This window comes from Bacillota bacterium (assembly GCA_040755295.1).
GTDB lineage: Bacteria > Bacillota > Desulfotomaculia > Desulfotomaculales > Ammonificaceae > SURF-55.
On sequence record JBFMBK010000002.1, the window covers coordinates 187,299 to 212,327 of the forward strand.

20 protein-coding genes and 1 pseudogene are annotated in these 25,029 nt (G+C 55.6%); 8 read left to right on the plus strand and 13 right to left on the minus strand.

Features of this window, described 5'->3' with window-relative positions; genetic code table 11:
• The 4 genes from AB1500_02790 to AB1500_02805 all read right to left on the minus strand — a co-directional run bounded on the left by AB1500_02790 (window position 1) and on the right by AB1500_02805 (window position 4,721).
• Entirely contained in the window at window positions 1–1,356 is a 1,356-nt protein-coding gene (locus AB1500_02790) for a TrpB-like pyridoxal phosphate-dependent enzyme (GenBank protein MEW6182093.1), read from the minus strand.
• A 188-nt stretch (window positions 1,357–1,544) separates the two neighbouring features.
• Window positions 1,545–2,324, minus strand: coding sequence for a DUF72 domain-containing protein (locus AB1500_02795; GenBank protein ID MEW6182094.1), 780 nt, complete (start codon window positions 2,322–2,324; stop codon window positions 1,545–1,547).
• A gap of 232 nt (window positions 2,325–2,556) precedes the next feature.
• Entirely contained in the window at window positions 2,557–3,618 is a 1,062-nt protein-coding gene (locus tag AB1500_02800) for a glycosyl hydrolase family 18 protein (GenBank protein ID MEW6182095.1), read from the minus strand.
• A 212-nt stretch (window positions 3,619–3,830) separates the two neighbouring features.
• The gene (locus AB1500_02805; GenBank protein MEW6182096.1) at window positions 3,831–4,721 is read right to left on the minus strand and encodes a S24 family peptidase; all 891 of its coding nucleotides are present in this window, start codon (window positions 4,719–4,721) and stop codon (window positions 3,831–3,833) included.
• A gap of 556 nt (window positions 4,722–5,277) precedes the next feature.
• On the opposite strand from AB1500_02805, the gene AB1500_02810 reads away from it, so the two are divergent.
• The 3 genes from AB1500_02810 (at window position 5,278) to AB1500_02820 (ending at window position 9,437) form a co-directional block, all read left to right on the plus strand.
• The gene (locus AB1500_02810) at window positions 5,278–5,796 is read left to right on the plus strand and encodes a hypothetical protein (protein ID MEW6182097.1); all 519 of its coding nucleotides are present in this window, start codon (window positions 5,278–5,280) and stop codon (window positions 5,794–5,796) included.
• Complete coding sequence (locus AB1500_02815; GenBank protein MEW6182098.1) at window positions 5,762–6,004, plus strand: DUF6504 family protein; 243 nt, start codon at window positions 5,762–5,764, stop codon at window positions 6,002–6,004. The genes AB1500_02810 and AB1500_02815 overlap by 35 nt, the downstream gene beginning before the upstream one ends.
• A 325-nt stretch (window positions 6,005–6,329) precedes the next feature.
• Window positions 6,330–9,437, plus strand: coding sequence for a DNA polymerase III subunit alpha (locus AB1500_02820; GenBank protein MEW6182099.1), 3,108 nt, complete (start codon window positions 6,330–6,332; stop codon window positions 9,435–9,437).
• 192 nt (window positions 9,438–9,629) lie between these two features.
• On the opposite strand, the gene AB1500_02825 is transcribed toward AB1500_02820, so the two are convergent.
• Window positions 9,630–10,415 (minus strand): DUF1189 domain-containing protein, encoded by a 786-nt coding sequence (locus tag AB1500_02825; GenBank protein MEW6182100.1) that lies wholly within the window; start codon window positions 10,413–10,415, stop codon window positions 9,630–9,632.
• A 188-nt stretch (window positions 10,416–10,603) separates the two neighbouring features.
• On the opposite strand from AB1500_02825, the gene AB1500_02830 reads away from it, so the two are divergent.
• Window positions 10,604–11,044 (plus strand): hypothetical protein, encoded by a 441-nt coding sequence (locus AB1500_02830; protein MEW6182101.1) that lies wholly within the window; start codon window positions 10,604–10,606, stop codon window positions 11,042–11,044.
• Here AB1500_02830 and AB1500_02835 read toward each other — a convergent pair.
• From AB1500_02835 to AB1500_02860, 6 genes are all read right to left on the minus strand, one after another.
• Complete coding sequence (locus tag AB1500_02835; protein ID MEW6182102.1) at window positions 11,041–12,753, minus strand: hydantoinase B/oxoprolinase family protein; 1,713 nt, start codon at window positions 12,751–12,753, stop codon at window positions 11,041–11,043. The two genes, AB1500_02830 and AB1500_02835, sit on opposite strands and share 4 nt — an antisense overlap.
• Window positions 12,753–14,795, minus strand: a complete 2,043-nt coding sequence (locus tag AB1500_02840; GenBank protein MEW6182103.1) for a hydantoinase/oxoprolinase family protein — start codon at window positions 14,793–14,795, stop codon at window positions 12,753–12,755. Before AB1500_02840 ends, AB1500_02835 begins: the two co-directional genes overlap by 1 nt.
• A 165-nt stretch (window positions 14,796–14,960) precedes the next feature.
• Window positions 14,961–16,142: a PKD domain-containing protein gene (locus AB1500_02845; GenBank protein ID MEW6182104.1), complete on the minus strand. Its 1,182-nt coding sequence runs from the start codon at window positions 16,140–16,142 to the stop codon at window positions 14,961–14,963.
• An 854-nt stretch (window positions 16,143–16,996) separates the two neighbouring features.
• The gene (locus tag AB1500_02850; protein MEW6182105.1) at window positions 16,997–17,671 is read right to left on the minus strand and encodes a hypothetical protein; all 675 of its coding nucleotides are present in this window, start codon (window positions 17,669–17,671) and stop codon (window positions 16,997–16,999) included.
• Window positions 17,664–18,887 carry a hypothetical protein gene (locus AB1500_02855; protein MEW6182106.1) on the minus strand — a complete coding sequence of 408 codons (1,224 nt, stop codon included), beginning with the start codon at window positions 18,885–18,887 and terminating at the stop codon, window positions 17,664–17,666. Before AB1500_02855 ends, AB1500_02850 begins: the two co-directional genes overlap by 8 nt.
• Window positions 18,888–19,676: 789 nt before the next feature.
• Complete coding sequence (locus AB1500_02860) at window positions 19,677–20,168, minus strand: hypothetical protein (protein MEW6182107.1); 492 nt, start codon at window positions 20,166–20,168, stop codon at window positions 19,677–19,679.
• Window positions 20,169–20,550: 382 nt separating this feature from the next.
• Here AB1500_02860 and AB1500_02865 point away from each other — a divergent pair, with 382 nt between their 5' ends.
• From AB1500_02865 to AB1500_02880, 4 genes and pseudogenes are all read left to right on the plus strand, one after another.
• Complete coding sequence (locus tag AB1500_02865; protein ID MEW6182108.1) at window positions 20,551–21,639, plus strand: M42 family metallopeptidase; 1,089 nt, start codon at window positions 20,551–20,553, stop codon at window positions 21,637–21,639.
• Window positions 21,640–21,811: 172 nt separating this feature from the next.
• Window positions 21,812–22,024 carry a hypothetical protein gene (locus AB1500_02870; protein ID MEW6182109.1) on the plus strand — a complete coding sequence of 71 codons (213 nt, stop codon included), beginning with the start codon at window positions 21,812–21,814 and terminating at the stop codon, window positions 22,022–22,024.
• A 1-nt stretch (window position 22,025) separates the two neighbouring features.
• Window positions 22,026–22,220 (plus strand): hypothetical protein, encoded by a 195-nt coding sequence (locus AB1500_02875; GenBank protein MEW6182110.1) that lies wholly within the window; start codon window positions 22,026–22,028, stop codon window positions 22,218–22,220.
• Window positions 22,221–22,429: 209 nt separating this feature from the next.
• A pseudogene (locus tag AB1500_02880) lies at window positions 22,430–23,326 on the plus strand (M14 family metallocarboxypeptidase).
• A gap of 56 nt (window positions 23,327–23,382) precedes the next feature.
• Here the strand turns inward: AB1500_02880 and AB1500_02885 are convergent.
• On the minus strand, window positions 23,383–24,093 hold the full coding sequence (locus tag AB1500_02885; GenBank protein ID MEW6182111.1) for a thymidylate synthase: 711 nt from the start codon (window positions 24,091–24,093) through the stop codon (window positions 23,383–23,385).
• Window positions 24,094–24,270: 177 nt separating this feature from the next.
• Complete coding sequence (locus AB1500_02890; GenBank protein MEW6182112.1) at window positions 24,271–24,579, minus strand: protease inhibitor I42 family protein; 309 nt, start codon at window positions 24,577–24,579, stop codon at window positions 24,271–24,273.
• Between the last annotated feature and the right edge of the window lie 450 nt (window positions 24,580–25,029).

Below are 25,029 nucleotides of genomic sequence, written 5' to 3' on the forward strand. Positions count from 1 at the left end.
TTACTCCACCTTGGGTAACTTCGACAGCGCCTGACGAAGTTCTTCCTCCGGTAAGATATAGTCCTCGATTTGCCCCGCAAGGTAGTCGTCATAAGCCCCCAGGTCAAAATGGCCGTGGCCGCTGAGGTTGAAAAGCACAACCCGCGACTCGCCCGCCTCCCGGGCTGCCAGCGCCTCGTCGATCGCGCACCTGATGGCGTGCGCCGACTCCGGCGCCGGAACAATCGCTTCCGCGTGTGCAAACTGCACCGCGGCATCGAAAATCTGCTTCTGTTTGTAAGCCCGCGCCTCGACGAAACCGTCCGCAACCACCTGGCAAAGCAATGGCGCGTCTCCGTGATAACGAAGCCCTCCGGCGTGAATCGCTGCCGGCATGAAGTCCTTCCCGAGGGTATACATGTAAACGAGCGGCGTCAACCCCGCCACATCGCCGAAATCGTAGGCATGAAGTCCCCGCGTTAACGTGGGACACGCGGTGGGCTCGACCGCTACGTAGCGCGTCTTCGCTCCCTTGGTAAAATTATCGTGTAAGAACGGGAAACAGAATCCACCGTAGTTGGACCCGCCGCCCACGCAGCCGATGACCACATCCGGCGCCTCACCGGCCTTTTCCATCTGCGCCTTCGCTTCAAGGCCGACCACCGTCTGGTGTAAAAGCACATGATTCAGCACGCTGCCGAGCGAGTAGTTGGTATCCCCATGCGTGGCGGCATCTTCGACCGCCTCGCTGATAGCGACGCCGAGGCTGCCCGGCGAGTCGGGATTGGCTTCCAGGATGGCGCGGCCGGATTGCGTATGATCACTCGGACTTGCAAACACATCGGCGCCGAAAAGCTGCATTAGAACACGCCGGTACGGCTTCTGGTGGTAGCTGACCTTAACCATGTAGACCGTGCACTCAAGCCCGAAAAACTTGCAGGCCATCGAAAGAGCGCTCCCCCACTGTCCGGCCCCGGTTTCAGTGGCCAGACGCTTGATACCTTCCTGCTTATTGTAGTAGGCCTGGGGTAGTGCCGTATTGAGTTTGTGACTTCCGGCCGGGCTGACACCTTCATATTTATAGTATATACGCGCGGGGGTATCGAGCGCCTTCTCCAAACGCCGCGCCCTGATGAGCGGGCTGGGCCGCCAGAGCCGGTAAATCTCGAGAACCTCTTCGGGTATGGGTACCCACCGTTCGGTGGTAACCTCCTGCATAATCAGTCCCATGGGAAAAATCGGTGAAAGATCGTCAGGCCCCACCGGTTTTTTGGTCCCGGGATGAAGGGGCGGCTTCGGCAGATTCGGCATATCCGCCATGATGTTATACCATGCGGTTGGAACTTCTTTTTCGGAAAGCAGAATTTTTGTTTCCAAAAATACTCTACTCCTCTCTAATAAGAAAATTTTGTTTGTACTGCGGCACCTCTCTTGTTGTTTTTCTCGTCTCCCCTAATCTCAACTCCTCTCCCTTTCCGCCGCTACTATTTCACTCTGTTACCGGCGGCCATTAAAAAACATATAGAATTATTCTAAGACAAAATACTCCTTTCAGCAAGTATTACCTATCCTATCATGCTCCGGAATACCCGGGCATTCTGTACCGCCTGACCGCGCGGGTGATTATTGAAGGCGATGAAAACCCGGTCGGTTTCACGGGCGACGGCCTGCACGCCTGGAATCCACTCGGTGAGTTCCGCATCACTATAAAGGTAGTCATAACGCTCCCAGGGTTGACCGTGTTTCCACCATTTCGCAGCGTTTCGCCCGTGAAAACGCACGTAACCAAAGGAAGCGGTCCGGACCGCAACCGGTCCGACCAGACCCTTGAGACGGGGCTCGTCCACGCAAACATACGCAAAATTAAGCGACCGGAGGAGTTCCCAGGTGGACTGCTCGACCCAGCCGGAATGCCTGAATTCCACGGCGGCGGGATCGGCCGGAAATGCGTCCCTTATCCGGACCAGGTACTTTTCGTTCTCCGGTATCTTACGGAAGGAGTAAGGGAACTGGAACAACACGGCGCCGAGCTTCCCGGACTCGCGGAGAGGCTGAAGCGCCAGCCTGAACTTTTCGGCGTCGCTGTTAAAACCGTCCCCCCGCCCGTGGGTAAGCGACCCGTGCGCCTTCACGCTGAACACGAAATCTTCCGGCGTTTTTTCGGCGAGCCGGGCAAGGATCCGGGGCGGCGGCATGTAGTAGTACGTTGAGTTGACCTCCGTAAAGAAAAACTCCCGAGCATAGTAGACGAGCATATCGCCTTTGGCGAGCCGAAGCGGGTAAAACGCGCCGCGCCAGTCATCGTAGCTGTAGCCGGAGGTCCCGGTGAAGATTTTCGCGTTCAACGTAAGTCTCCTTTGGGAGAATGTCAATAACATTATCACCCTTCCGCCGTCCGCTTTTCAAGAAATTTTCCTCTCCGGCCGTCCCTGCAATACCGTCCGTGCCACAGAAAAAGAATACGACCGCACCTGCCGGCACGGCCGTATTATCCCGCAATTCACAATTATTTTCTATTCTGACTTTCTAAAAGGTGGGCACAGCCCACCATACAAGGTAACTTCTACTGACTACTGCTTACTTCTTGCCCGGAAACTCCTTACGCAACACATCCCAGAAGCCGGGCGTCTCAAAACCAAGCCGCCAGATCGCTATCCCGGCCAACCGGTGCTTTTTCATAAGATCGATCTTCTGCCGCATGGTAGCGTGGTTTTCAAACCAGATCTCGCGTTGACGGCCGTTGGGCGCCGTGTAAATATAATAAGGCTCCTGGTAGCGGTCGCTCCATTCGACGGTTACTCCGGTGCGGGCGGCGCGCTCCTCTATCTCGCGTGTCGGCCTTGAAAACCCGCCCGGCTCGCCGGTGGGCCAGTCGTATCCGTAAGTGGCTATCCCTAAATAGATTTGGTCCCGGCGGAAACCCAGGTTCTCCGTCTCTTTAATATTCTGCTCCACCCAGCTGAACGGTGCCACGGGTCCGGGAGGTCCGGAATCCTGGTGCCTGTCGTACGTCATCAGCGATACGTAATCGACCAGTCCCGCCAGTGCGCCGTAATCATATATCCCCTCCACCTCTTTCGGCACCTGAACCTTGGGGATCACGGATATCGCAAGGGTTTTCTTCATGGGTTTGAGTTTGTCGCGCAGCCGCTTTACAAAATCCGTAAGCAGGTCCCGGTCCCCGGAGAATTCCCGTCCGTCGTCTTCCGGCAGCAGTTGTATATCCAGGTTCACGCCGTCATAGTTCTCCGCTTTAACCACCGACGCGATGTTGGCGATTACCCTGTCTCTTGTAGCGGGATCCTGCAGAAAGGTATCATCGTTCCTCCCTACGTTGATCAAAGGTGTTATTTTTAGCTTATAGTCCCGGGCTATCCGCAACGCCTCCCGGTTGACTTTCACGTCGAGACTCCCGTCGGGCATGATGCTGTACCACAGGGGAGCGACATCGTCCAGCAGCTTGCCGTGGGTTTTAAGGGAACCGAATGAATCCGTGGGTCCCGGTTGATCCACGTAGAAACCGACGACCTTGGGATGATAAAGAAATGCCGGTTTTCGGGCCGCGTTCATCCCGACGCCGATTACCACGACCAAACCAAGAAACCCTGCCAAAAGGTACAGAAGTTTATTTTTTTCCATCGCGTCCGCCCTCCGCATGCGTGTTGTAGGGATTCAAAACCATAGCCTGTCTTATGCCTTGCCGGTTCACCGGTCTCTTGCAGGTTATTTTCCCCGGAACACGCCGGCGATAACCAAAAAAACGGTCCTTATAGACCGCATTATCTTCCAACCTCCTACCTCTAACCTCTAACCTCTAACTCCTTACCTCTCACCTCCCAATTCCCAACCTCTCACTTCGGCGGCGGGCCCGGACGTTTCACCACCCGCTGAACGATGCCTATTATCCGGTCGTCCGGTCCAAGCAAGATATCGGGGTAATCACGGTTCAGGTTATTGGCGCGCAAAAGGTAACGCCCGTCCTCCCTGACAAGGTGTTTGACGGTTACCTCCTCGCCGCCGAGCAACGCCACCACAGTGCTTCCGTGATCGGCGGAATCGGTCTGTTTCACCCAGACGATATCGCCGGGGTCGATGCCTGCGCCTGCCATGCTGTCGCCCTCAACCGTCAGGGCGTAGTCCACGTCCAGTTCGCGGGGCGCGCCGGTGTATCCGAGCGTTTCCTCTACCGCCAGCAGCGGCTTTCCCGCCCTGATGCCGCCCACGACCGGCACCTTTTTCAGGTCGTACAACGGCAAAGCCCTGAGGGACCAACCCGGAACTTCGCCCGCCATATCCGGGGTGTGTACAGGTTCCATGTTTTGCGGTTTCGATGCTTGATAAAGCCTTTCCCTTTGAGCGATGAGGTTTTGCAGGAAGGCCGCCTCCCGGCCGGATTCGGTAAGCGCCGACCGCGCCCGGTTGTTTCCGCCTCTATCCGCCCGGGAAGACTCCCGCAGCGCTTTACGGCGGCGGTCTTCCGCCGCGGCGAGCCGCCTTTTTAAGTCCCTTGCCGGTGTGGCGGCCAGGGCGACCAATTCGTTAACATCGGTATCAAAAACGTTGGCCAGCACGAGGAGATCGTCCAGGTCCGGCAGGCGTTTACCCTGCTCCCACGATTGGATCGTAGACGGCGCCTTCCCGATTCGCGCCGCCATCTGCCGGTACGACATGCCCCCGGACAGCCGTTTGGACGCCAGGTATTGCCCGAGGGCCGCGCTTCCGGTGTCCTTCCGGTCCGCCACCAATAAAACACCCCCCAAGCAGAGTCCGGAGTCCTATGTCCTGTGTCCTAAGTCCGGAAACAGGGACTATGATTTTCAACTGTTTCTTCCCGTTCCCGGATTAAGGACTAGTGACTTTCGACTCGTGACTTTTTCAAGAATACCTCCCCGGCATTCGCAAAACCTATAATCACCACAACACCCTTTGAGGGTTGACATTAAGTTCACCGGTGGTGTACACTTAATATTGCCGTCATTGAATATCATCTGTACATTTACGGCATACCAATCATAACACATTTACACCATTGGTGTAAATACTAACGGAGGATTTTCGGAAGGTTAAATTTTCAACTCCCGACCCGTGACCCGTGACTTTTTCCTCGGACCAAGAACTTTCGACTAAGGACTGAGGACTTAGGACAGTATACGGTAGTCAGTAGTGTAAGGGATACAGAAGTCAGGGGGGTCAGAACCCGAGACTTGTGACCCGCGACTTTTGTTTCCCGGACTGACGACTTGGGACTTAGAACCGAGGACTTAACTCATGGCTACTTAATTCCGGAGGCTGATTACAGTGGAATCGAAATCTCTTTCGCAGCTCTTACCGTTGGGCGGCGCCACCGACCGTCAGACCCTTGCGGCGGCCTGCCGCGAACTGGCCGATTCCCTTGCCGCGGAACTTAAATCCAAAGGTCTGGTCTATCAAGAGGTATCCCTGGCGGCCGACACGGAGGACGGCGCCGTGAAAACCGCCGGCCGATTCACCCGCTCCCAGGTGCCGGTAAACCTGCGCCTGCATTTGAACCGGATGGCCTCCCGCCTGCGCATTCACGCACCCGTAGAAAGCCTTACGGTTACGGTAGCGGGACTGGCACGGGCCTCGGTTGAGCAACTGAACCTCTTCGACGGCAGGGATCCTTTACGGGAAGAGCGTGTCCACCGGGTGTTAGATGAGATAAACCGCAGCCACGCGTTGACTTCGGCATCTTCGTTTGAAACCGACCGGCGAGAAAGGATGCTCACCTTTTACGACCCTTACCGGCAGGAGGAAAAAGCCGTTGAAGTCACCGGTAGGAAAGCTCAAGGTAAATGAAGAAAACGGCGTGCCCCGGTCCTTTTGCTGGCGCGGCGGGTCTTATTCCATCCGAACGGTACTTGAAGCCTGGAAAGACACCGGCCGGTGGTGGAAGGATGAGGCGCCCAAGTTTTTCTTCCGGGTCGAAACTACCGGCGGCGGCCTCTGGGAGATTTACCTGGATACCGCCCGGTACGAATGGCATCTTTACAAGGTCTACGATTGATAGTCCCGAGTCCCGAGTCCCGAGTCCCGAGTCCCGAGTCCCGAGTCCCGAGTCCCGAGTCCCGAGTCCCGAGTCCCGAGTCCCGAGTCCCGAGTCCCGAGTCAAAAAACAAACCAGCTATTTTCATAGACCCGCGACCCCTGACTCCTGACTCGTGACTGAGGACTAAGGACTGAGGACTTGAGTCGCAACCCGTATCTCGCCTTCTTGTTTGTCGCTCCTAATCCCGGACTAAGGACTTATGACCGAGGACCGCGGACTCGATTCCCGTAACTCGTGACTCTTGACTTAGGACTAACGACTGAGGACTTAGGACTGGAAACATATGACTCTTCAACCGCCCTTTGTTCACCTCCACGTCCACTCCCCCTTCTCCTTCCTCGACGGCGCATGCGCCATCGAGGAGATGACGGCACGCGCCGCGGACCTGTCTATGCCGGCGCTGGCCCTTACCGACCACAATAACGTCAGCGCGGCGGTACGCTTCGCCCGGGCGGCGAAAAAGGCCGGCATCAAACCGATCCAGGGGGCGGAAGTGACCGCCGCCGGCGGCTTCCACCTGACCCTCCTCGCCCAGGACGCGCGGGGTTACGCCAACCTCTGCCGGCTGCTCACCCGCGCCCACCTGAACAACCCCCGCGGCAAACCCCGGTGCGCCTGGCGCGACTTTGAGGAACACCATCACGGTCTGATCGCCCTCTCCGGCTGCCGGCGTGGTGAGATCGCCTCGCTGATCCTCGGCCGGAGATACGAGGAGGCGAAGCAGGCCGCGCTGCGCTGTTTGGCCCTGTGGGGGAAGCGGTTTTATCTGGAACTGCAGGACACCCTGCTGCCCGGCAACCGCCTTTTGAACAAATGTCTCCTGGAACTGGGGCAAGCCCTGAAGATTCCGGCGGTCGCCACCAACAACGCGCATTACGCGCGCCCGGAAGACTTCCCGGTACACGACATCCTCACTTGCGTGCGCCTGGGGATTTCCGTCGAGGAGGTCCACCCGGAACGGCCCTTGAACGACGAAAACCACCTCAAAGACACAGAAGCGATGCGCGCCCTCTTCCGGCGGTGCCCGGAGGCGGTGGCGAACACCGCGGTGATCGCCGAAATGTGCGGGCCGGTGCTGCCGGACGAAAACCGCTATCCGAAGTTTCCCTTACCCGAAGGCGGATCACCGGACGCCTTCCTGCGCAGCCTGGTCTACCAGGGCGCGGACGAGCGCTACCGGCGAATCACCCCGGCCGTCCGGGAAAGGCTTGAGAAGGAAATGGGCATAATCGCCGCACTCGGTTACGCCGACTATTTCCTCGTCGTCTGGGACGTGATTAATTTCGCCCGTTCCAGGAAGATCCGCTGCGCGGGGCGCGGCTCGGCCGGCGCCAGCGCCGTCGCCTACTGCCTCTACCTCACGGAAGTCGACCCCATAGGACGCGACCTGATTTTTGAACGCTTTCTCAGCCTCGAACGGGCGGAAAAGCCGGATATCGACATCGACTTCGACTCCCGCCACCGGGATACGGTATCGCAGTACGTCTACCGAAAGTACGGGGAGGAAAATGTGGCCGCCGTGGCCACCTACACCACCTACCTGGCCCGGTCCGCCGTGCGCGACATCGGCAAGGTGCTGGGCTGCGACGCGAAAGAAATTGATACCCTCGCCAAGAGCCTGCCCCCGATCAAAGCGGACCGGATTTCCGACGCCCTGGAGCGCTTTCCCGAGCTGCGGCGCGGTCCCTGGAAACAGGAGCGTTACCGGCGGCTTCTGGAGTTTTGCGCCCGCGTCGCCGGCTTCCCCCGGTTTTTCGGCACCCACGTGGGGGGCCTGATCGTCACCGGCAGCCCGGTAACCGAGGTGACGCCGCTGCAGATGGCGGCCAAGGGGGTGCGCATCGCCCAGTTCGACCGGGACGATGTCGAAGATTTGAACCTGGTAAAACTCGACCTGCTTTCCCTCAAGGCGCTGGGCGTGCTCGAAGACGCCGCCGGGGCGATTTCCGCCGAACGGCCCGGTTTCAGTTTCGCGGAACTGCCCCTGACCGATAAGGACACTTACCGCCTCCTCAACCGCGGTGAAACCGTGGGGGTTTTTCAGCTTGAGAGCCCCGCGCAGCGGGCGCTGCAGGCCAGGCTTAAAGCCGATAACATCGAGGACGTGGTGGCCAGCATGGCCCTCATCCGGCCCGGCCCCATCAAAGGGAACATGGTGGACCCCTTTGTGGCCCGCCGCCAGGGCGTGGAACCGGTGGCGTATCCCCACCCGAAACTGGCCCGCATCCTTGAGAAAACATACGGGGTGGTCCTTTTTCAGGAGCAGGTGATCGCCATCGCCACCGAACTCGCCGGCTTCACCCCGGGCGAGGCCGACAGGCTGCGGCGCCTGATGACCCACACCCGCTCCCACCGGGAGATGCAGTCCGTAGGCGAGGAGTTCGTCCGCCGGGCGGTGGAAAAAGGCGTAGACGAGAAAAAGGCCCGCGGCGTTTTCGAATCCCTGGAAGGTTACGCCAGCTACGGCTTCTGCGAGGCCCACGCGGCGGCGTTCGCCACGACCGCCTACTGGACGGCGTACCTTTCAGCCCACCACCCGGTCCACTTCTTCACCGCCCTTTTAAACAACCAGCCCATGGGCTTTTATTCCTCGGCCACGCTGGTGAACGAGGCCCGCGCCAGGGGCCTGAAATTCCTGCCTCCCGATATCAACATCAGCGGCGAGAAATTCGCGGTCGAAAACGGGAGCATCAGGATCCCCCTCAGCCGGGTGAAGAACATGAACCGGACCGCCCTGAACGCCGTAATCCAGGCGCGCGCCCGGGAACCCTTCGTCTCGCTCGCGGATTTTTACCGCCGCACCCGGGTGGACCGGGACATCCTTCAAAACCTGGTCCTCTGCGGCGCGTGTGACTCCCTGCATCCGAACCGGCGGGAACTGCTGGCCTGCCTGCCCGCGGTCGTTTCGGCCCCGTCCCGGCAGCAAACGCTGAATCCCGAGTCCCCCGTCGACCTTACCGACTTCTCGCCCGTGGAAAAGTACGGGCTGGAGTTCCAGGTCCTCGGGCTTGAGGTGGACCGGCACTACATGAGCTTCCGGCGGAGCCAACTGCGGAAGGAGGGCTATCTTACGAGCGACCGGCTGCGCCGCCTCCCCGGCGGGACGTGGGTAAAGGCCGCAGGCCTGCCCCTGAGGCCGCACCGCCCTCCCACGAGGAGCGGGAGGATCGTCGTCTTCCTTTCCCTTGAGGACGAAACCGGCATGACCGATACTACCGTTTTTGAGGACGTCTACCAGCGGTACGGCCACCTCATTTTCGGACCGGAACCCGGCCCTTTGAAAGTTACCGGTGTCCTGCACCGCCGGGGTGACGGGGTCAGCATCACCGCAAAAAAAATAGAGCCGTTAACCCCGCTCCAGATCGACACACCGTTCTTAGAAGAGTGTTAGCAAAACACGAGTCGCGAATCGAGTCCTCAGTCACGAGTCACGGGTCACCCTTCTACATTCTATATTCTACATTCTATATTCTACATTCTATATTCTACATTCTACCTTATGACTACTGTCTTCTACCTTCTTCTATCTTCTACCCACTGCCTTCTGCCTTCCGCCTTCTATATTCTATATTCTATATTCTGCCTATTGACTACCGCCTACTGCCGGCCGGCCCTCGCTTTTACCCGCCCGCACCGCAAACCACAAGTAAATCAACGCCAGAATGTAATACACCACGCCCGGATGGGGGAAACCCGGCGAGACTATTTTCTGCGCCGTCTGGAAGAGCGTAGGTACGGTCAGGGCGTAGACGGAAATCCTGATCCCCCTGCCGTAATCCAGACCGGCGCCCTGCACCGCCGAAATCAACAGGCTGAAAAGACCCAGGACAACAGCGCCGAGAAGTTTGGCGACAATCATGTAAATAAGCCCGAATATAATGATAAACACGCTGAAAAACTTAAGATTGGGCAGCCATTGCTCCACATCGGCCTTTGTAATTTTAAAGCCCTTTAGTTCGGAGAAGTTCATCTCCTGCGTTTCGATGCGGTTTTTCTTGTTTACTACCTGGGTCCTTGATACAAAGACCCCTTGCTCGTATTTATCGAGCACACTCCTGTCCGTCCGGCCCGTGGTATCGATGATTATCATTCCGTCCTCGTCCCCGCCGTCTATGGTTATCGGCATGTCTGCGTCGACCGTCAGCTCCCCGTTTTGTAAAACAAAATCGGGACACGAACGGTTGAAAGTTCCCACCATCTCGCTTATGCCTGTGTTTAATCGAATGACCGTATAGACCAAAAACACGGTCCCGAACAAAAGGGTCATCAACACCAGATAACCGAACGCCTTGTCAAAAGGCTCCCGCGCAAACCGCGGGTATGCATCAAAGTTAAAGATGCTCTCCTTTATCCGGGTAAAAAAACCCATTTGCCTAAATCCCCCTTCGCCCTCGATACAAGATGCGACCTTTTATAAAGATAAGTTTTTCGCCGCCGCGGAACCGTTTCCTTTTTCGAAAAGACTAATTCCGCCCGCCGGGCGCTTTCCACCCCCGGTCTCTAAATTCCAAGGATAACAGACATTATAATAATGATTCGATCGATGGGAGAGATAAGATGGAACGTTTGAAACCCCTGCTTGTTTATCTCGCTGCGTCGTTTGTGTTGCTGAGCACCGGTTTCGTCGTCAACCGGAGCGTAGAGGGTTACTCCGTTACGTACCAGAAGCCGTACGCTTTATTGAAAAACGAGCTTCTTTACGCCAGGGTGAACGTCATCGGAAACGGGGTGAAGACGACGGAGGTGCTGATTACGGACAAGGAACGGCTTCTTGCCGTCGTAAAGGGGTTCGACGCGCTGATTGTCGCCAAGGACGGCGTTTTCCGTTCGTCGCTGGGCAGCGTCGAACAAAGTTATGTCGTCTCCGTGTGGCGGAAAACGGGCTCGGTGAGCTACGTGGTCCTGAAGTTCGAAAACGGCTACTACTATCAGGAGAGACGGGGCACACCGCTGCAAAAAATGCCGCCCGGCCTTGTTAAAGCATTGGGGCTGAACTAAGGTCCCCTTTTTTGGCGCGTTTTCTCCCAATCCACCTCCAGCGCTTCGTTTAAAACCACCCCGTAACTCTCTAACGCCGCGTCCCTGGATACCAGCCCGTTTTTCACGTCCCGGCGCACCGCTTCGGGCCGCCTCGTCCAGGGGCTGCCGAACCCGCCTCCCCCGGCCGTTTCAAGTATAATCGTCGCACCCTTCGGCAATTCCCGCGTAAACTTGCCGGGCGCCTCCTCGGCCGCGCCGCCGGGCATTCTTATGGAGCAGCGGGAGCTCTTTCCCGGATTACCGCCCTCCAGCCCCCAGGGCTTCACGTCGTTTCTCTCGGTGCTGACGGAAACGGCGGCGTCCTCCAACAGTGTGATCCCTCGCACCAGCCCGGCCCCGCCCCTGAATTCACCTGGCCCGCCGGAATCGCGCACCAGACCGTACCTTTCCACCAGCAGGGGATAGTTCATTTCGATAACCTCCACCGGCGTGTTGCGGGTGTTCGTCATGTTGACGTGCACCCCGTCCATGCCGTCCTGGTCCAGTTTGGCCCCCTGACCGCCCCCGTATGTCTCCACGTAAGAGTAATACCGTCCCCGGGCGTCCCTGCCCCCGATGGTGAAGTTGCTCATGCTGCCGGTTCCCGCGGCCGTTACCCTGCCGGGGGCCGCCTGCGACAGAGCCCCCAGTATCACGTCGGCGATCCTCTGGGCGGTATTGATGTTGGCATGGGCCACCGGCGCCGGAAAAGCCGGGTTCACCAGAGAGCCTTGCGGGGTTATCACTTCCACCACACGGGCGATGCCCTCGCTGGACGGCAGGTCCGGGTCGGCGACAGCTTTAACGGCAAAATAAACGCAGGCCAGGGTGACGCCGCGGGTGGCGTTTACGGGGCCCCTCACCTGCGGGCTGGTACCCGTAAAATCCACCCTGACCCCCTTCTCGGAGACTTCAACCCCGGCCGCAATCTTGATTTGATCCGGCGTGATGCCGTCGCCCTCCAAAAAATCCGAAAAGCTGTACAAACCCCTGGGTATTTCCCTTAAAGCCGCGCGGAACCGCCGTTCCGCATAATTAATTATCTCTTCCATGTAAAACCGCAGCATGTTGGTACCCCATTTCTCGGCCAGTTCCATAATCCTACTCCCGCCCGCCTCGTTGGCCGAAAGCTGGGCCTGGATATCGCTGTAAAACTCGTCGGCCGTCCGTACGTTACAGGCCAGCAACCTTAGAAGGTCTGTATTCAACCGCCCGCGGCTGCTGATTTTAACCGGGGGAATCCTTATGCCCTCCTGAAAGATTTCCGTAGCCGCGGTGGACATGCTTCCCGGCGCCATACCGCCGATATCAACGTGGTGCGCCAGGTTGGCGGCTATTGCCACCGGTGCGCCTCCCGTGAAAACCGGGGTAATGATGCAGACGTCCGGCAGGTGGGAGCCGCTGATATACGGATCGTTGATGATAACGGCGTCCCCCGGTTCGAGTTTTTCCAAAGGGTAATACTCCAGGACCTTTTTTACCACCGCCGGCATCAGTCCCAGGTGCAGAGGGATGTGTTCGGCCTGAGCAACCAGTTCTCCCGCCGGTGTGTAAACCGCGGTGGAGCAGTCCCGCCTGTCCTTGATGTTAGGCGAAAGCGCGGTGCGGGTAAGCGTAACGCCCATCTCCTCCGCCGCGGACTGAAGAGCGTTCCGCAAAACCTCCAAGGTAACCGGATCTGTGTTCATTACTGCACCACCGTTTCGATGATTATGTTGCCCCAGGGGTCGCAGGACGCCCGTCCGCCGTGCTGGATCAGCGTAGTGGAATCAGCCTGGGAAACGACGGCCGGCCCCTCCGCCGTCCAGTCCGGACCGATCTGCCGTCTGTCGTACACCGGCACCATTTGCCACGCTCCCGATAAGTAAACCCGCCTGCTCCCACAGGCTTTTTCCACCCCGTCTTTCCCCAGGGTTCCGGTCTGCACTCCCGGCAGTATGCCCGTGGCGGCCAGACGCAGCGTAACCGCCTCCAGGGTTGCACCGTCGCGCCGGTAACCGTAATACGAACGGTGCAGTTTGTGGAAACCTTCCACCAGCGCCTCAACCCCCGCTTCGTCCGGAGGTCCGTCCGGAACCGGGAGGGACAGCTCATATGACTGTCCCTTGTAACGAAGGTCCACCCAACTGTCGAACCTCATCTCTTCCGCGCCGAACCCCTCCCGCGCCAGATCTTGACGCCCCCGTTCCACCATTTGCCCCAGAAGGTTCTTTACAACCGCATACGCTTCGAGGTTCATGTCCGTCACGTAGGTCTGCGAATAATCCCGGCGCACGTCCGCGGATAGCATCCCCCAGGCGGACGTCACGCCCGGAAAAGGAGGGATCAGTACGCGTGGGACGCCCAGTTCCCGCGCCAGTTCCATGGCATGCAGCGGCCCCGCGCCGCCGAAAGCCGCCAGGGTGAATTCCCGCGGATCAAAGCCCTTTTCTACGGACACCACCCGCATCGCCCGGACCATGCCGGCGTTGACCACCCGGATGATGCCCTCGGCGGCCTGTTCCGGCGCAAGCCCGAGTCGTCCCGCGATCCTCTCTTTTATGCTCCCCGCCGCAAGTTGCGGCAGAAGCTCCCCGCCGGCCGCAAACCCCGCCGGGTCTAACCTGCCCAACAGAAGGTTCGCGTCCGTCACCGTAGGCTCGGCGCCGCCGCGGCCGTAGCAGGCCGGCCCCGGTACGGCGCCCGCGCTTTCCGGGCCGACCCTCAGGGCGCCGCCGGCGTCCACCCAGGCGATGCTTCCCCCGCCGGCGCCGATCGTATGGATATCCAGCATCGGCAGCCGCAGCGGGCAGCCGCCGATCACTCCTTCCGTGGAAAACCGGGGTTCGCCCTTGTGGATAAGGCTGATATCCATACTCGTCCCGCCCATATCCGCGGTTATCAGATTTTTATACCCGGTAAGCTCCGCCAGGCGCAGCCCCGCCATAACACCGCCCGCAGGCCCGCTCAAAACCGTCCGGGCGCTCTGTTCCCGCGCCTTTTTTGTGGTGATCACACCGCCGTTGGACTGCATTATGTAAAGCTTGCTTCCGAAACCTCTGGAACCGAGCGCCGCTTCCAGCCTTCCGATGTAACCGTCGATCAGCGGCCGCACCGCCGCGTTGATGACCGTGGTGCTGGTCCTTTCGTATTCCCTGAACTCGGGAACCAACTCCGAAGAAACTGTTACGGACAGGTGGGGCAGGACCTGCTCCAATACCTTTTTGAGCATTATCTCGTGGGCGGATTTGATGTAGGCGTGGAGCAGACAAACCGCTACCGACTCGGCGCCGCTGTTCTTAATATTTCCGGCGACCGTCTCCATCTCGGCGGCTTGCGGCTTGAGTCTGACTGAACCGTCGGCCGTAATGCGCTCGTCGATCTCAAAAACCATTTCCCGGGATACCGGCGGATCGGGCTTCAGCGCCCTGAAGTCGTATAGATGTGGGCGGTTCTGCCGCCCGATAAAAACGATATCTTTAAACCCCCTGGTGGTTATCAGCGCCACGCGCGCTCCCTTTCGTTCCAAAACGGCGTTGGTCGCAACCGTGGTGCCGTGCAAAAGCAGGTCAATCCGCCCGGGGAGAATGCCCTTTTCCCGCACAATCCTGTCGATCCCCTCCAGCACCGCCCGGGAAGGGTCGTAGGGTGTTGATGGCTCCTTCGTTACATACAGCTCGCCGTCTTCCCCCAGCAGGCAGAAATCCGTAAATGTTCCCCCGGTGTCAACCGCCAGCCTGTACCCTTTCATGGACAATTCCTTTCAAAAATCAGTCAGCTTCACGCTGTCGTATAATTCAGATTTTCGCCGATAATCGCTCACTTCCTTGGTCGTTTTCAATTAAAAAGTCTTCAACCGCAAAAAGAAGCGGGGCCTCTCGGCCCCGCCCCAACTGAACATATGTGTTAGTTACGCTTATTCCTTGTGGATGACAATACTTCCGCCGCCTAAGGCGGTTACCGGGTCCGCCGTCTCGCTATCCCCGATTTGATTGTCGTACACAACGGCATCGCTGTTGTTCTTGTCCCATATCTTGATCCGGAACTTATCCGCCCCGCCGCCGCCGTTAATCTGCCCGTCAACGGCCGTAAGCATAAAACCGTAGTTCCCGGCGCCGTTAATCGTGCCCGTACCCTTGTATTGCGCTTTAGCCCCGGCAATTACGAGCCAATCGTAGCTGTCGCTGTGGAAGTTCAAATCGGCAACCTTGAACTGGAACTCCGTCTGGCCGGTGGGCACGATGGCGCCCTTCTGATATTTGGAGACGAACCCAAAGCTGGCTTTACCCGTCAGAGCCGGGTCGCTCGCATAAGCGCCCTCCGGCGAGTTGATCCAGCCGCCGCCGGTAACGTAACCCGAGCTTGGGTCATAAACCACGATATAATTATAGGAGCACTGTCCGGTATTACCGCCCGGGTCGGTAACCGTGACCCCCACGGTATAAACGCCGGCCGAGGTATAGGCATGGCTGCCGCTCACCGATCCGGACCCATACACTTCACTGACAATGCCCGCCGAGGCGGTGCCGTCACCCCAATCCCAGGCCGCCGTGTGCGCATCACTATCCGGGTCCGTAAAGTTTGCGCCGGCCTGGATTTCCGTGTTGACCAGCACCGGATCGATCGGGGCCATGATCGGTCCAACACTCGGCGGCGTGGTATCCATGGCCGCTGCCGCCTGCCGGATAACCTCCTCAAAAGTGGATGCTTGTCCTTCATATAACCCTTTAATGATGTTGGCAAAGAAACAATTATCGGTTGAAGCCGGCTGCATGGTCTCGCGCTCGATTACGTTCTCAAGCGCCTGCCTGAAGAGGTTCTCATCCACAAGTTCTACCGTATAGGTGATGGTCTGGTCCCCGGTAAGATACGGGTTGGGATCATAAACATCCTCAGTCACCCGCAGGGCGCCAAGTTGCTCTGCTTCTTCCGCCACGTTGGCGAAGAAATAGTAGTAAGGATCATTCGCAGCGTCTTGATCATTTTCAGAGTTTTGTTCATTTGCAGAATTTTGATCATCTGAAACGCTGCCTGCGCTTAGGCTCAGCGTTTCCGGATCATAACGCCATATATTATCAAGAAAATTTGTTACCTCCATAACCGAACGATTAAATCCATATCCGGTATATATGCTGTCATCATCAAAATCACCATAATAATTAATTAGTTGTGATTTTAGGTATGAGGGTAAATCCTCGATTGTATTCTCAATTGTTGCAATCGTTCTCGCATAAACACTACCCCACCACCTGGCCTGAAGACAGGAAATGACTTTTTGCGGTGGATAATTTTGAGGTAATTCATCGTTATCAAATTTGCCACTATTGTAAAAATCTATTGCCGTTTCGTGTATCAATGCAGGGTTAAAACTTAAGGTGATAGAGCGTGAATCCTCGTGTTCAGAGAACATTATGCAATCCACCCCAAACTCTGCCACCCCGTGTTCCACCTTTTTTATCTTATTCTTCAACCAATCGGGGATGTTAGGAAGTCTTTTTATTTCGCAATAGCCGAACTTTGGGTAATGACCGATCTTATCGGCTAACTGGTGGCTTGTCCAGCCGTAAGCCCTTATAACATTAGGATAGTTGAATCTGGGAGAAAAGAAGCCGCCGCCTCTATTTTCAGCTCTACGTATCATCCAGCTTCCAAAAAGGGGGTCCCCGTTATCGGGATCAGGATATAGGTTATGAACATACTCAAAACTCCTGTCCCCGGTTAGAAGCGTTCTATTGGCAATTATATCCGGAGCGGTCCCGGCGTCCATAAAGGTTTTTAAATACGAATCCGTAAAGGGATACTCAAAGGTCCGATTATAAGCCTGCTTATTTATAATAGAATGGGTAAGCGGACCCCAGGCAAAGGCATTCAAGGGACAGATTAGAATAAGCATCAGTAAAATCGGTACGATCAGTTTTATTTGCCTCATCGAAATTTCGCCTCCTAAACATTTTAGTAAGAGGTAGTACCCCCTGTTTGCAGCTCGACGACTTGCCAACCGTCATTAATAAGCACTACATTCCGTACATAGTACCCATAATATAGGGCCCCCAGAAACGAATCGTCGGCTGCACCAAACTCAAGTTTTTCAATTTGTACTGGCTCGCCAGTAAAATGGGAATAAACATATGTTTTCTCCTGGCCTTTTAAACCGAACTGGATGTTCTTTGCCTTATCAAAAGGGACTCTGCTGTCATTAATGTAATATGGGTTAAGCCATAGGTTTATGTCCCTGTTCGACTTAACCATTCTACCGCCTTTATCGATCAGCACCCCTGAAAGCGTAATCTCTTCCGAAAGGTTCGGAATCCGTATTTCAAGCATCTTGCCGTAAGGAGTATTAACAGTTCTCTTGGAATAATCAACCTGCTTCCCTGCCTGTCGATCAACCTTTATTTCATCTATTAGTTCGCTCATCAACCTGCCGTTGATGTAAGGTGCAGGGACCCTAAGAACCACATCCTTGGCCCCGAAGCTTTCCAATTTGATTCTATAGCCTACTCTGTCCTCAATTTTCGAATGTCTATACAAACCCCATGCCCCGATAAGGACAATTGGGAAAACGACAATAAAAATACTCGCACCTATAAGAATCTTACTTAGACGTGTCATCTTGGCCTCAACCATCCATATGCCATTTTACTGTCACCCAACGGGAAACCTCGCCCAATAGCGGCGAATCGGCGGAAGGCCCGCTCCGCGCCCGGATAAACATCGTGTACGAGCCTTCGTACACAATCTGGTGGTTTGGCGCGTACCGGTCGCCGGCCCAGGTGAACGCCTCCGGCGTACCGGCGGCTGCCATTCTTGGGAGCAGAGATGTTATCAATTCCCCGCCGGCCCCGACTATATCAATAGTAACATAAGCCGCTTCGGATGTTGTTACCATAACCGTGCATTTCGATAGATCTTCTCCCTCGTAGTCGCCGGAGGGGTCAAATTCCCTCTTGTCCAGCGCCGCGCTTGAGATAACGCCTTGCTGACAAGTTTGGGCGTACCTGACCTCGTTTCTCAGGAGCTCCGGACCGTTAACGTACCAATTGTAGGTGCCCCAGTCGCCGTAGCCCCATTCCACCGTCTGCATGGTGGCAAGCACCCTGCCGTTTCCATAAGGATACTCGATGTAAGTAGGTTGCGGGAGTCCCGCATAGTTCGTGGAGACAATTACTTTGCCGCCCGCGGGCAAGGTTGGGAAAAATCCGTGCGTGGAGTAGTTCCAGTCGCTGAGCGCAGAGTCGGTTAAGCCCTCCACCACGGGGTGGCTCGGGTCCTCAATGTGGAGGTTTTGGAACAGCGTATACACGCCGGAATGAGGAATATTGCCGGGTAGAATCGTAATGTAGTACCAGTAGCCATCGTTCCATCCTAAGTCGCAGCAATGAGCGATTAAGAGTCCGCCGTTTTCCACGTAAGCCGATATTTTACCCAAGTTATTATAGATATTATAGTAATAAGACGTTGGCTGATCCGAGGCGTACATGACTAACCGATACGGGCTCAAATCCCATCCACCCAGTTGAGATGAGTTTATCCGGTCATAAGTTATGCCGAATTCCTGCAAAACCTGTTCGTTGGAGTTTCGGTCCCATGGATAGTAATCTTGAATCAGCAGTGCCGTTGCCGTCTGATCAGCTAAAATACTTACTTCACCGTTCAGGGTTGATTGATGCGTTTCAGGTGGAGAGGCAACCGGCATATAATCCGCCGGAGGCGTTGTAGTAGCGGCAGGTTCCTGGGTTACGGGCGCCTTATCGACGGCAGGCTCGGCGGCGGCGTTTTCCGCGCATACGACCCAAATCATTAAAATCATAATAATAAAACAGATAAAACTTCGTTTTCGCATTGAGTCTCCTCCTTTACCGGTTAGTTACCTAAGGGTGGCCTTTTTCGTTAGAACTCACCCCCCTTTCTCCATGATATATTTAGTTCCCCTTAAACCCCGAGTAATCAGAATCATCCTAAGGTCATCAACTAATCAGCCGCTTCTGTATTGCATAGATTGCTAAATAATGTTATATTTATACATGGTTTGCTCCCATTTTACCGGCGAATAAACCAAGCTGTCAATAAAAATTGTAGCAAAAAGAACCATTACCCATTGAACATAAAAATAATAAGCACCCAACGAGTTGTTTTAGCGCCTTCGCGCTTATTGAGACATTATCCTCTTATTCTCTATTTTAACGTCGGATCTTGGATGTCGGATGTGTTTTAAGGCAGGCGGGGAAGGATTTCGGGACCGTTTTTTTGGTGATTTGTCAAAGCTTTCATAAAAACTCTAATCTTCTTGGGCTTCTTTTCTACACGGTCCTATCGTTTTTACAATTTTGTTTATATTCAACATCAGGGACGCGTCATGGAGAACAAAATAATAATCATTTCTCCGGACGATAAGGGTATTATAAGCGGATTTCTTTCCTTTGGGGTTCCCGGTCTTGGCCAGGCTTTTTGCGGGGAGTATAAACGGGCAAGAGCTTATATGGTTATTTCTGTTTGTTTGTTTGTTTATTGCCTTTGGGTTGTCTTTGCGATTCAGCGGTGCAGCGAACGAGTCCTACAATTACAGTGAGGGGGTGAGTAAATTTTTTATAAAGTACTGGTGGTACCTTGCCCCAGGTGTTCTATTCAACCTTTATATTGTCGGAGAAGCGTTTGTTATGGGCAAGAAAAGCGGAACGCAGGCAAAGTGATTAATAGAACTACCCATGTCGCCATCTCTTGTAACAACGTTCACCCCTTCCGGAGGCACATTAAGAACCTTTATCTTCAGGACCCAGTTTCCCGGTTCCGGGTTATCCACAATATAAAAAGCATAAGTGGAAGCTTTTCGGAAATCATAATCGTGGTCCGGACATCCCGGAGTAAGTTCATAGCCGTCCGGGTGAACAAGGGTTAGGCCAAAATCGCCGCCGCGCCAATTAATGCCTAAGGCGGCCTGCAGTACCCCACGCGGCATTTCAAGAGATTTTTTGACCGTTTGTCCGGAAGCGACAAAAACCTTTTCCCCATCGCCGCTTAAGGGTGTTTCCCCGCTGATCGCTCGAGATAGTTCCGCATAGGCATACACCGGTAAAACAACTGATTGACAGATTACCAATATCGTGATTATCACCCGTTTAATCATAAGTCTCATCTCCTCTTTTGCAGTTCCGCTTTTTTACCAAAAATTCGTCTTGTAAGGCGACCGATTAAAATTATAAACTAATTAAAATTACCAAAATAATACCTCTACATTATAAATACAGCAGTTTTTCAAAAAGTGAACCAGACTTTCGCAGTATTACTTCGCCTAATTCGGCTGATCGCCGCCACCGGCAGCGCATATCGTATCGGAGACAGGCTCTTTTTATTATAGCCTCCCGTCTTGCGTTTGTCTCAGCGTAAAAGAACCGTTGCACCATGATATTAATTCTGAACGTAAGCATAAACTAAAACCGATCGGCGCCCGCTCTATTCATCATTCCGCATTCATTATTCATTATTTTCGAGATAAGGAGGCTTCAATCATGAAAGAAAACTCCATAGAACTATTGAAAGCTCTTACCGAAACTCCCGGGGTGTCCGGTTTCGAATCCCCTGTGCGCAAGGTGCTGGCGGAGCGTTTGACCCCCTTCGCCTCCGAAATCTCGGTTGACGGACTGGGGAGCCTTATCGCCGTTAAAAAGGGTGTCAGCGCCGAACCGAGGATCATGGTCGCCGCGCACATGGATGAAGTGGGATTCATGGTCACCCAGATCACCGATGAAGGGTTTGTCAAGTTCCAGACGCTCGGGGGGTGGTGGGAGCAGGTCCTCCTTGCCCAGAGGGTGGATATCCTGACTTCGGGCGGCAGCGTTCCGGGGGTTATCGGGGCGAAATCGCCGCATATTCTTTCCCCCGAAGACCGGAAACAGCCTGTGAAAATGAAGTCGATGTTCATCGACGTAGGGGCCACCGGCAGGGAGGAGGCGGCACGGACGGGGGTGAAACCGGGCGACCCCGTTATTCCTTACAGTCCTTTTACCGTCTGCAGGAACGCACGGACCCTCATGGCCAAAGCGCTTGACGACCGCTCCGGGTGCGCCATGGTGGTGGAACTCTTCCAGCGTTTGAACCCGTGCGAGCTTCCCGGCACCGTTTTCGGTGTCATGACCGTCCAGGAGGAAGTCGGTTTGCGCGGCGCCGTCACAAGCGCCGAAGCCGTTAATCCGGACGTGGCCGTCGTCGCCGACGTCACGGTCGCCACCGATACCCCGGGGATAACCGCCGACGACGTCCCGGTTAAAATGTACCTCGGCAAGGGGCCGGCAATCGGGTTTTACGACAACACCATGATCCCGCACATACCCTTCCGGGATTTTGTCATAAAAACCGCCGAGGAAAACAACATACCTTACCAGATCGAGGTTATGGCGGGCGGCGGCACGGACGCGGGAAGGATCCACATTCACCGGCGCGGTGTTCCCTCCATCGTGATCGGGATCCCCGTGCGCTACATCCACGATCACACCGGTATCGCCCATATCGACGACTACGAAAACGCCGTAAAGCTGATTACGTCCGTGGTGAAAGGCCTGAACGCGGAAACCCTGAACAGTTTACGGTACCATATTTGACCCCGTCCCCGCCGAATCCGGACAAGCCGGAACCACCCGGCACTCAACAGGTGTTTTGCACAACTCCCCTGAATAATAGTTGATGAATCCTGCTCGTGAAGCGGATATGTCCGTACACAACCTGCTCATACTAATCACGCGGGAAAAATGACAACCAGGGGAGGCCGGATTCGTGATAGACGACCACACGCGAATGCAGGCTAACGATGAGGTAGCCTTATTGAGCGCCATCGCGCAGACCGAGTTGACGGCCAAAAAAGCGGAATTATATCAGGGACTGGCCCAGGAAGAAGAGGTAAGGAAGTTCTTCCAAGTGCGCGCGGCGATGATGAAAAAAGTAACCAACGACCTGAGGAAGATGTTAGATAAAATCGGGGGCGGCTGATTTGTACGATCTCGACATGCTGTTTGATTACTACACATGCGTCAACCTTGCCGCGGGAGGGTACGCCACGGTATCTTCCCGGATCAAAAACAACGACCTGGAAAAGGCTTTCCGAAAACTGGCCGGGGACGCTTTGCAGGAAAGCAAAGCGGCGGCGGAAATGGTGCTGAAATTCGGCGGGAAGGTTTTATACTGAGCCAAGCTCGTTGTACGGCCGAAATACTCCCGTGGTGAGCCCCCTTTTTACCAATTGCCCAATGTGCCGGCCACGGCGAATTGCGCCCAAAGCCCTCCCGCAGCCCCTAACGCGTCCAGCCCTGAGGAACACCAAACATTCGATCCTAATATAATTTATAAAAAAACGAAGCGGGTGTGAAAAAGGTGGAAACTCGCCAGATCGTCCCCACCGACATCCCTTACAGCTACGACGTACTGGAAAGCAACGTCTGGGCGCTCAAAGGTACGTATCCTTTCATCGAGGTGGGCTCTGCCGGAAGCAGCGTCCTCGGAAAAATCCTTTATTACGTGCGGTTGGGGTACGGCCCCAAACAGGTTTTCTACAACGGGGCACACCACGCCCTCGAATGGATTACCTCGCCGCTCTTGATGAAGTTCGTCGAAAATTACGCCGCCGCCTACGCCGTCGGCGGGAGCATTAAAGGCTACAGCATCCCGTACATCTGGGACCAGGCAAGCATCTTCATCGTCCCCATGGTCAACCCGGACGGGGTGGACCTTGTGATCAACGGTTTAAGCACCGACAACCCGTTCTACCAGGATCTGCTGCGTTGGAACAACACCGGCCTGCCGTTCTCGGAGGTCTGGGAAGCCAACATCAGGGGAGTCGACCTGAACTTAAACTACCCCGCCGGCTGGGAAGAAGCGAAGGCGCTTGAAACGCAGTTCGGTGTCACCGGTCCCGCGCCGACCGGATACGGCGGCCCCGCACCGCTCTCCGAACCCGAGTCGAGCGCTATGGTCGACTTTACCCGCCGGCACGACTTCCGGCTCGTCATCGCTTACCATTCCCAGGGGAGGGTTATTTACTGGCGGTTCCAGAACCTTGCCCCTCCCGAGTCGCTCCAGATCGCGCAACAGTTCGCGAACATCAGCGGATACGCCGTTTCCGAGCCCGGTTTGGCGGAGGCCTATGCCGGTTACAAAGACTGGTTCATCCAGGAATACCGGCGGCCGGGATTCACCATCGAAGTCGGCTCGGGTAAAAATCCGCTGCCCATCTCCCAGCTTCCCGGAATTTACGAAGAGAACGAGGAGATTATGCTCCTGGCGCCGCTACTGTAATGTAACGGAACAGACCCTCACCCGGACACAAACCGGAACCAAATATCTGTATTGATCTACCCCTCTTCGGCCGGCGTCCTTTTCCGGATGCGCTGCCTGGCCCACTCCCAAGCATACTCATACAGGTGCAGCCCTTTTGAACAGGCGGTGATCATCCCGTCTTCCACACCCAGTTCGTCAGCCATGTACTCCTTGACCAGTTGGAGTCCGGCAAGGTTGGTTGGCAATCCCCCCCAGAGGTCCCAACTGCGGAAGTAGACGTAAAAGTCAAGACGGCCGTTTCTGATCCGAGTATCAACGAGTCGGAGGCAGGGCGGGTCATCGAGGTCGATGTCTTCCGGCCGGGCCACCTCGATGCATGCCTGATTGGTTCCAAAACCGTCCCGCCGGTACATCTCCAATACCTTCTCCACCCCCGGAACGATGCGCTCGCCGTAGGTATACTGCTCGTTTTCCGCCCGTTCCGTGCTCATGAGGTACCGTGCGAAATACTCCACCGTGTATTCCGGGTCGCTCGGCGCAGGCACGGAGATGTCGGGCGGGATATCGGGCACCAGGGGCCGGACCTTCGGGTTCTGCACCCGGAGCGCTATAAAGTCGAACTCCAGCCGCCGGCTGCCCGCAAAACTCCCCCGTTCCACCGTATAAATCCGACCGTTGTCAAATATCTTGTACAGCAATTGAAACCACGCGTCCGGCAGGTCGAAGGCGTTTATAACAACCGGACCCTGCTCTGAGTTTTGACCCTTGTCCAACCTGCTCAACATAATCCCTCCTTTGTCCATATTAAACAAAAATGCCGCTCATCCGCAACCTTTAACTTTTGCAGAATAGTTTCCGCCGCGTCGGTAAAAAGCAAAGCCCCGTTTCACGCAGGGCTTCACTTATCCGTTCGGGCCGGCGCGGCCCGAAAAACCGGCTGAAACCAATTATTTCTCACATCGTCATCGGACGGCGACGGTCGCCTCAAAGGTTTTTTCAGGCGGGACGTTTTTCTCCCACGGACGCCGGTAAACCAGCTTCAGCTCCGTCCGGCCCGGGGCGGAGGCCTTAAAATGAAAGGTTGTTTTGCCGTCGGAGCCGATGCGCGCGGTGTCGGCTTTATACTCCGGTTCGCCGACCTGCTTGATAACCGCCTCGTCCCCGGACGCAACCTCCCACCCGTACCCGGTGGTCGGCTTACCCGAAAGCACCACTTCCAGCGTATTTCCCGCTTGCAGCTCGACGGTTCTTCCTGAGTCCTTTTCGGTCAATCTTATACCTGCTTGAGGAGCCCGTCCGCAAGCACCGGTGAATAATACAACTATTGCAAATACGATCAATAACCAAGCCGGGCGGGACATATTAGTGCCTCCTCTGAAATAATCGTTCTTTCTTGGGCGCGGCGATGAGCTCGTATTACTGCGCCACTTCTACCCGTGTTCCGTTTATGTTACTCTTCTGCGCCTAAGTCCGCTTACGGGTCACCCATTTCCATTCTTCGTTTTGTCCGACACTCAGTCCAACATTCGTAATTGTTAACAGATGACGCCGAAGAACCAAAGCCGTGGTACCGACTATCAGAATCAGATACCTTCTCAGTGCTGGGCATGGGCGACTCCTTTAGGATTGCTTTTGCCGAAAGTGCTTTTTTAAACGCCCGCGTTTCTGCCTCCCAACCCCGTTGTCTTTATAGTGATTTAACACCGCCTGGCGCCAAAATG

Coding starts and splice junctions, on each gene's coding strand:
- AB1500_02885 (MEW6182111.1), bottom strand. CDS start 24,093: ATGTTGAGCAGGTTGGACAAGGGTCAAAACTCAGAGCAGGGTCCGGTT.
- AB1500_02855 (MEW6182106.1), bottom strand. CDS start 18,887: ATGCGAAAACGAAGTTTTATCTGTTTTATTATTATGATTTTAATGATT.
- AB1500_02840 (MEW6182103.1), bottom strand. CDS start 14,795: ATGAAAGGGTACAGGCTGGCGGTTGACACCGGGGGAACATTTACGGAT.
- AB1500_02830 (MEW6182101.1), top strand. CDS start 10,604: ATGGAACGTTTGAAACCCCTGCTTGTTTATCTCGCTGCGTCGTTTGTG.
- AB1500_02800 (MEW6182095.1), bottom strand. CDS start 3,618: ATGGAAAAAAATAAACTTCTGTACCTTTTGGCAGGGTTTCTTGGTTTG.
- AB1500_02845 (MEW6182104.1), bottom strand. CDS start 16,142: ATGGAGGTAACAAATTTTCTTGATAATATATGGCGTTATGATCCGGAA.
- AB1500_02850 (MEW6182105.1), bottom strand. CDS start 17,671: ATGGTTGAGGCCAAGATGACACGTCTAAGTAAGATTCTTATAGGTGCG.
- AB1500_02860 (MEW6182107.1), bottom strand. CDS start 20,168: ATGATTAAACGGGTGATAATCACGATATTGGTAATCTGTCAATCAGTT.
- AB1500_02825 (MEW6182100.1), bottom strand. CDS start 10,415: ATGGGTTTTTTTACCCGGATAAAGGAGAGCATCTTTAACTTTGATGCA.
- AB1500_02865 (MEW6182108.1), top strand. CDS start 20,551: ATGAAAGAAAACTCCATAGAACTATTGAAAGCTCTTACCGAAACTCCC.
- AB1500_02820 (MEW6182099.1), top strand. CDS start 6,330: ATGACTCTTCAACCGCCCTTTGTTCACCTCCACGTCCACTCCCCCTTC.
- AB1500_02835 (MEW6182102.1), bottom strand. CDS start 12,753: ATGAACACAGATCCGGTTACCTTGGAGGTTTTGCGGAACGCTCTTCAG.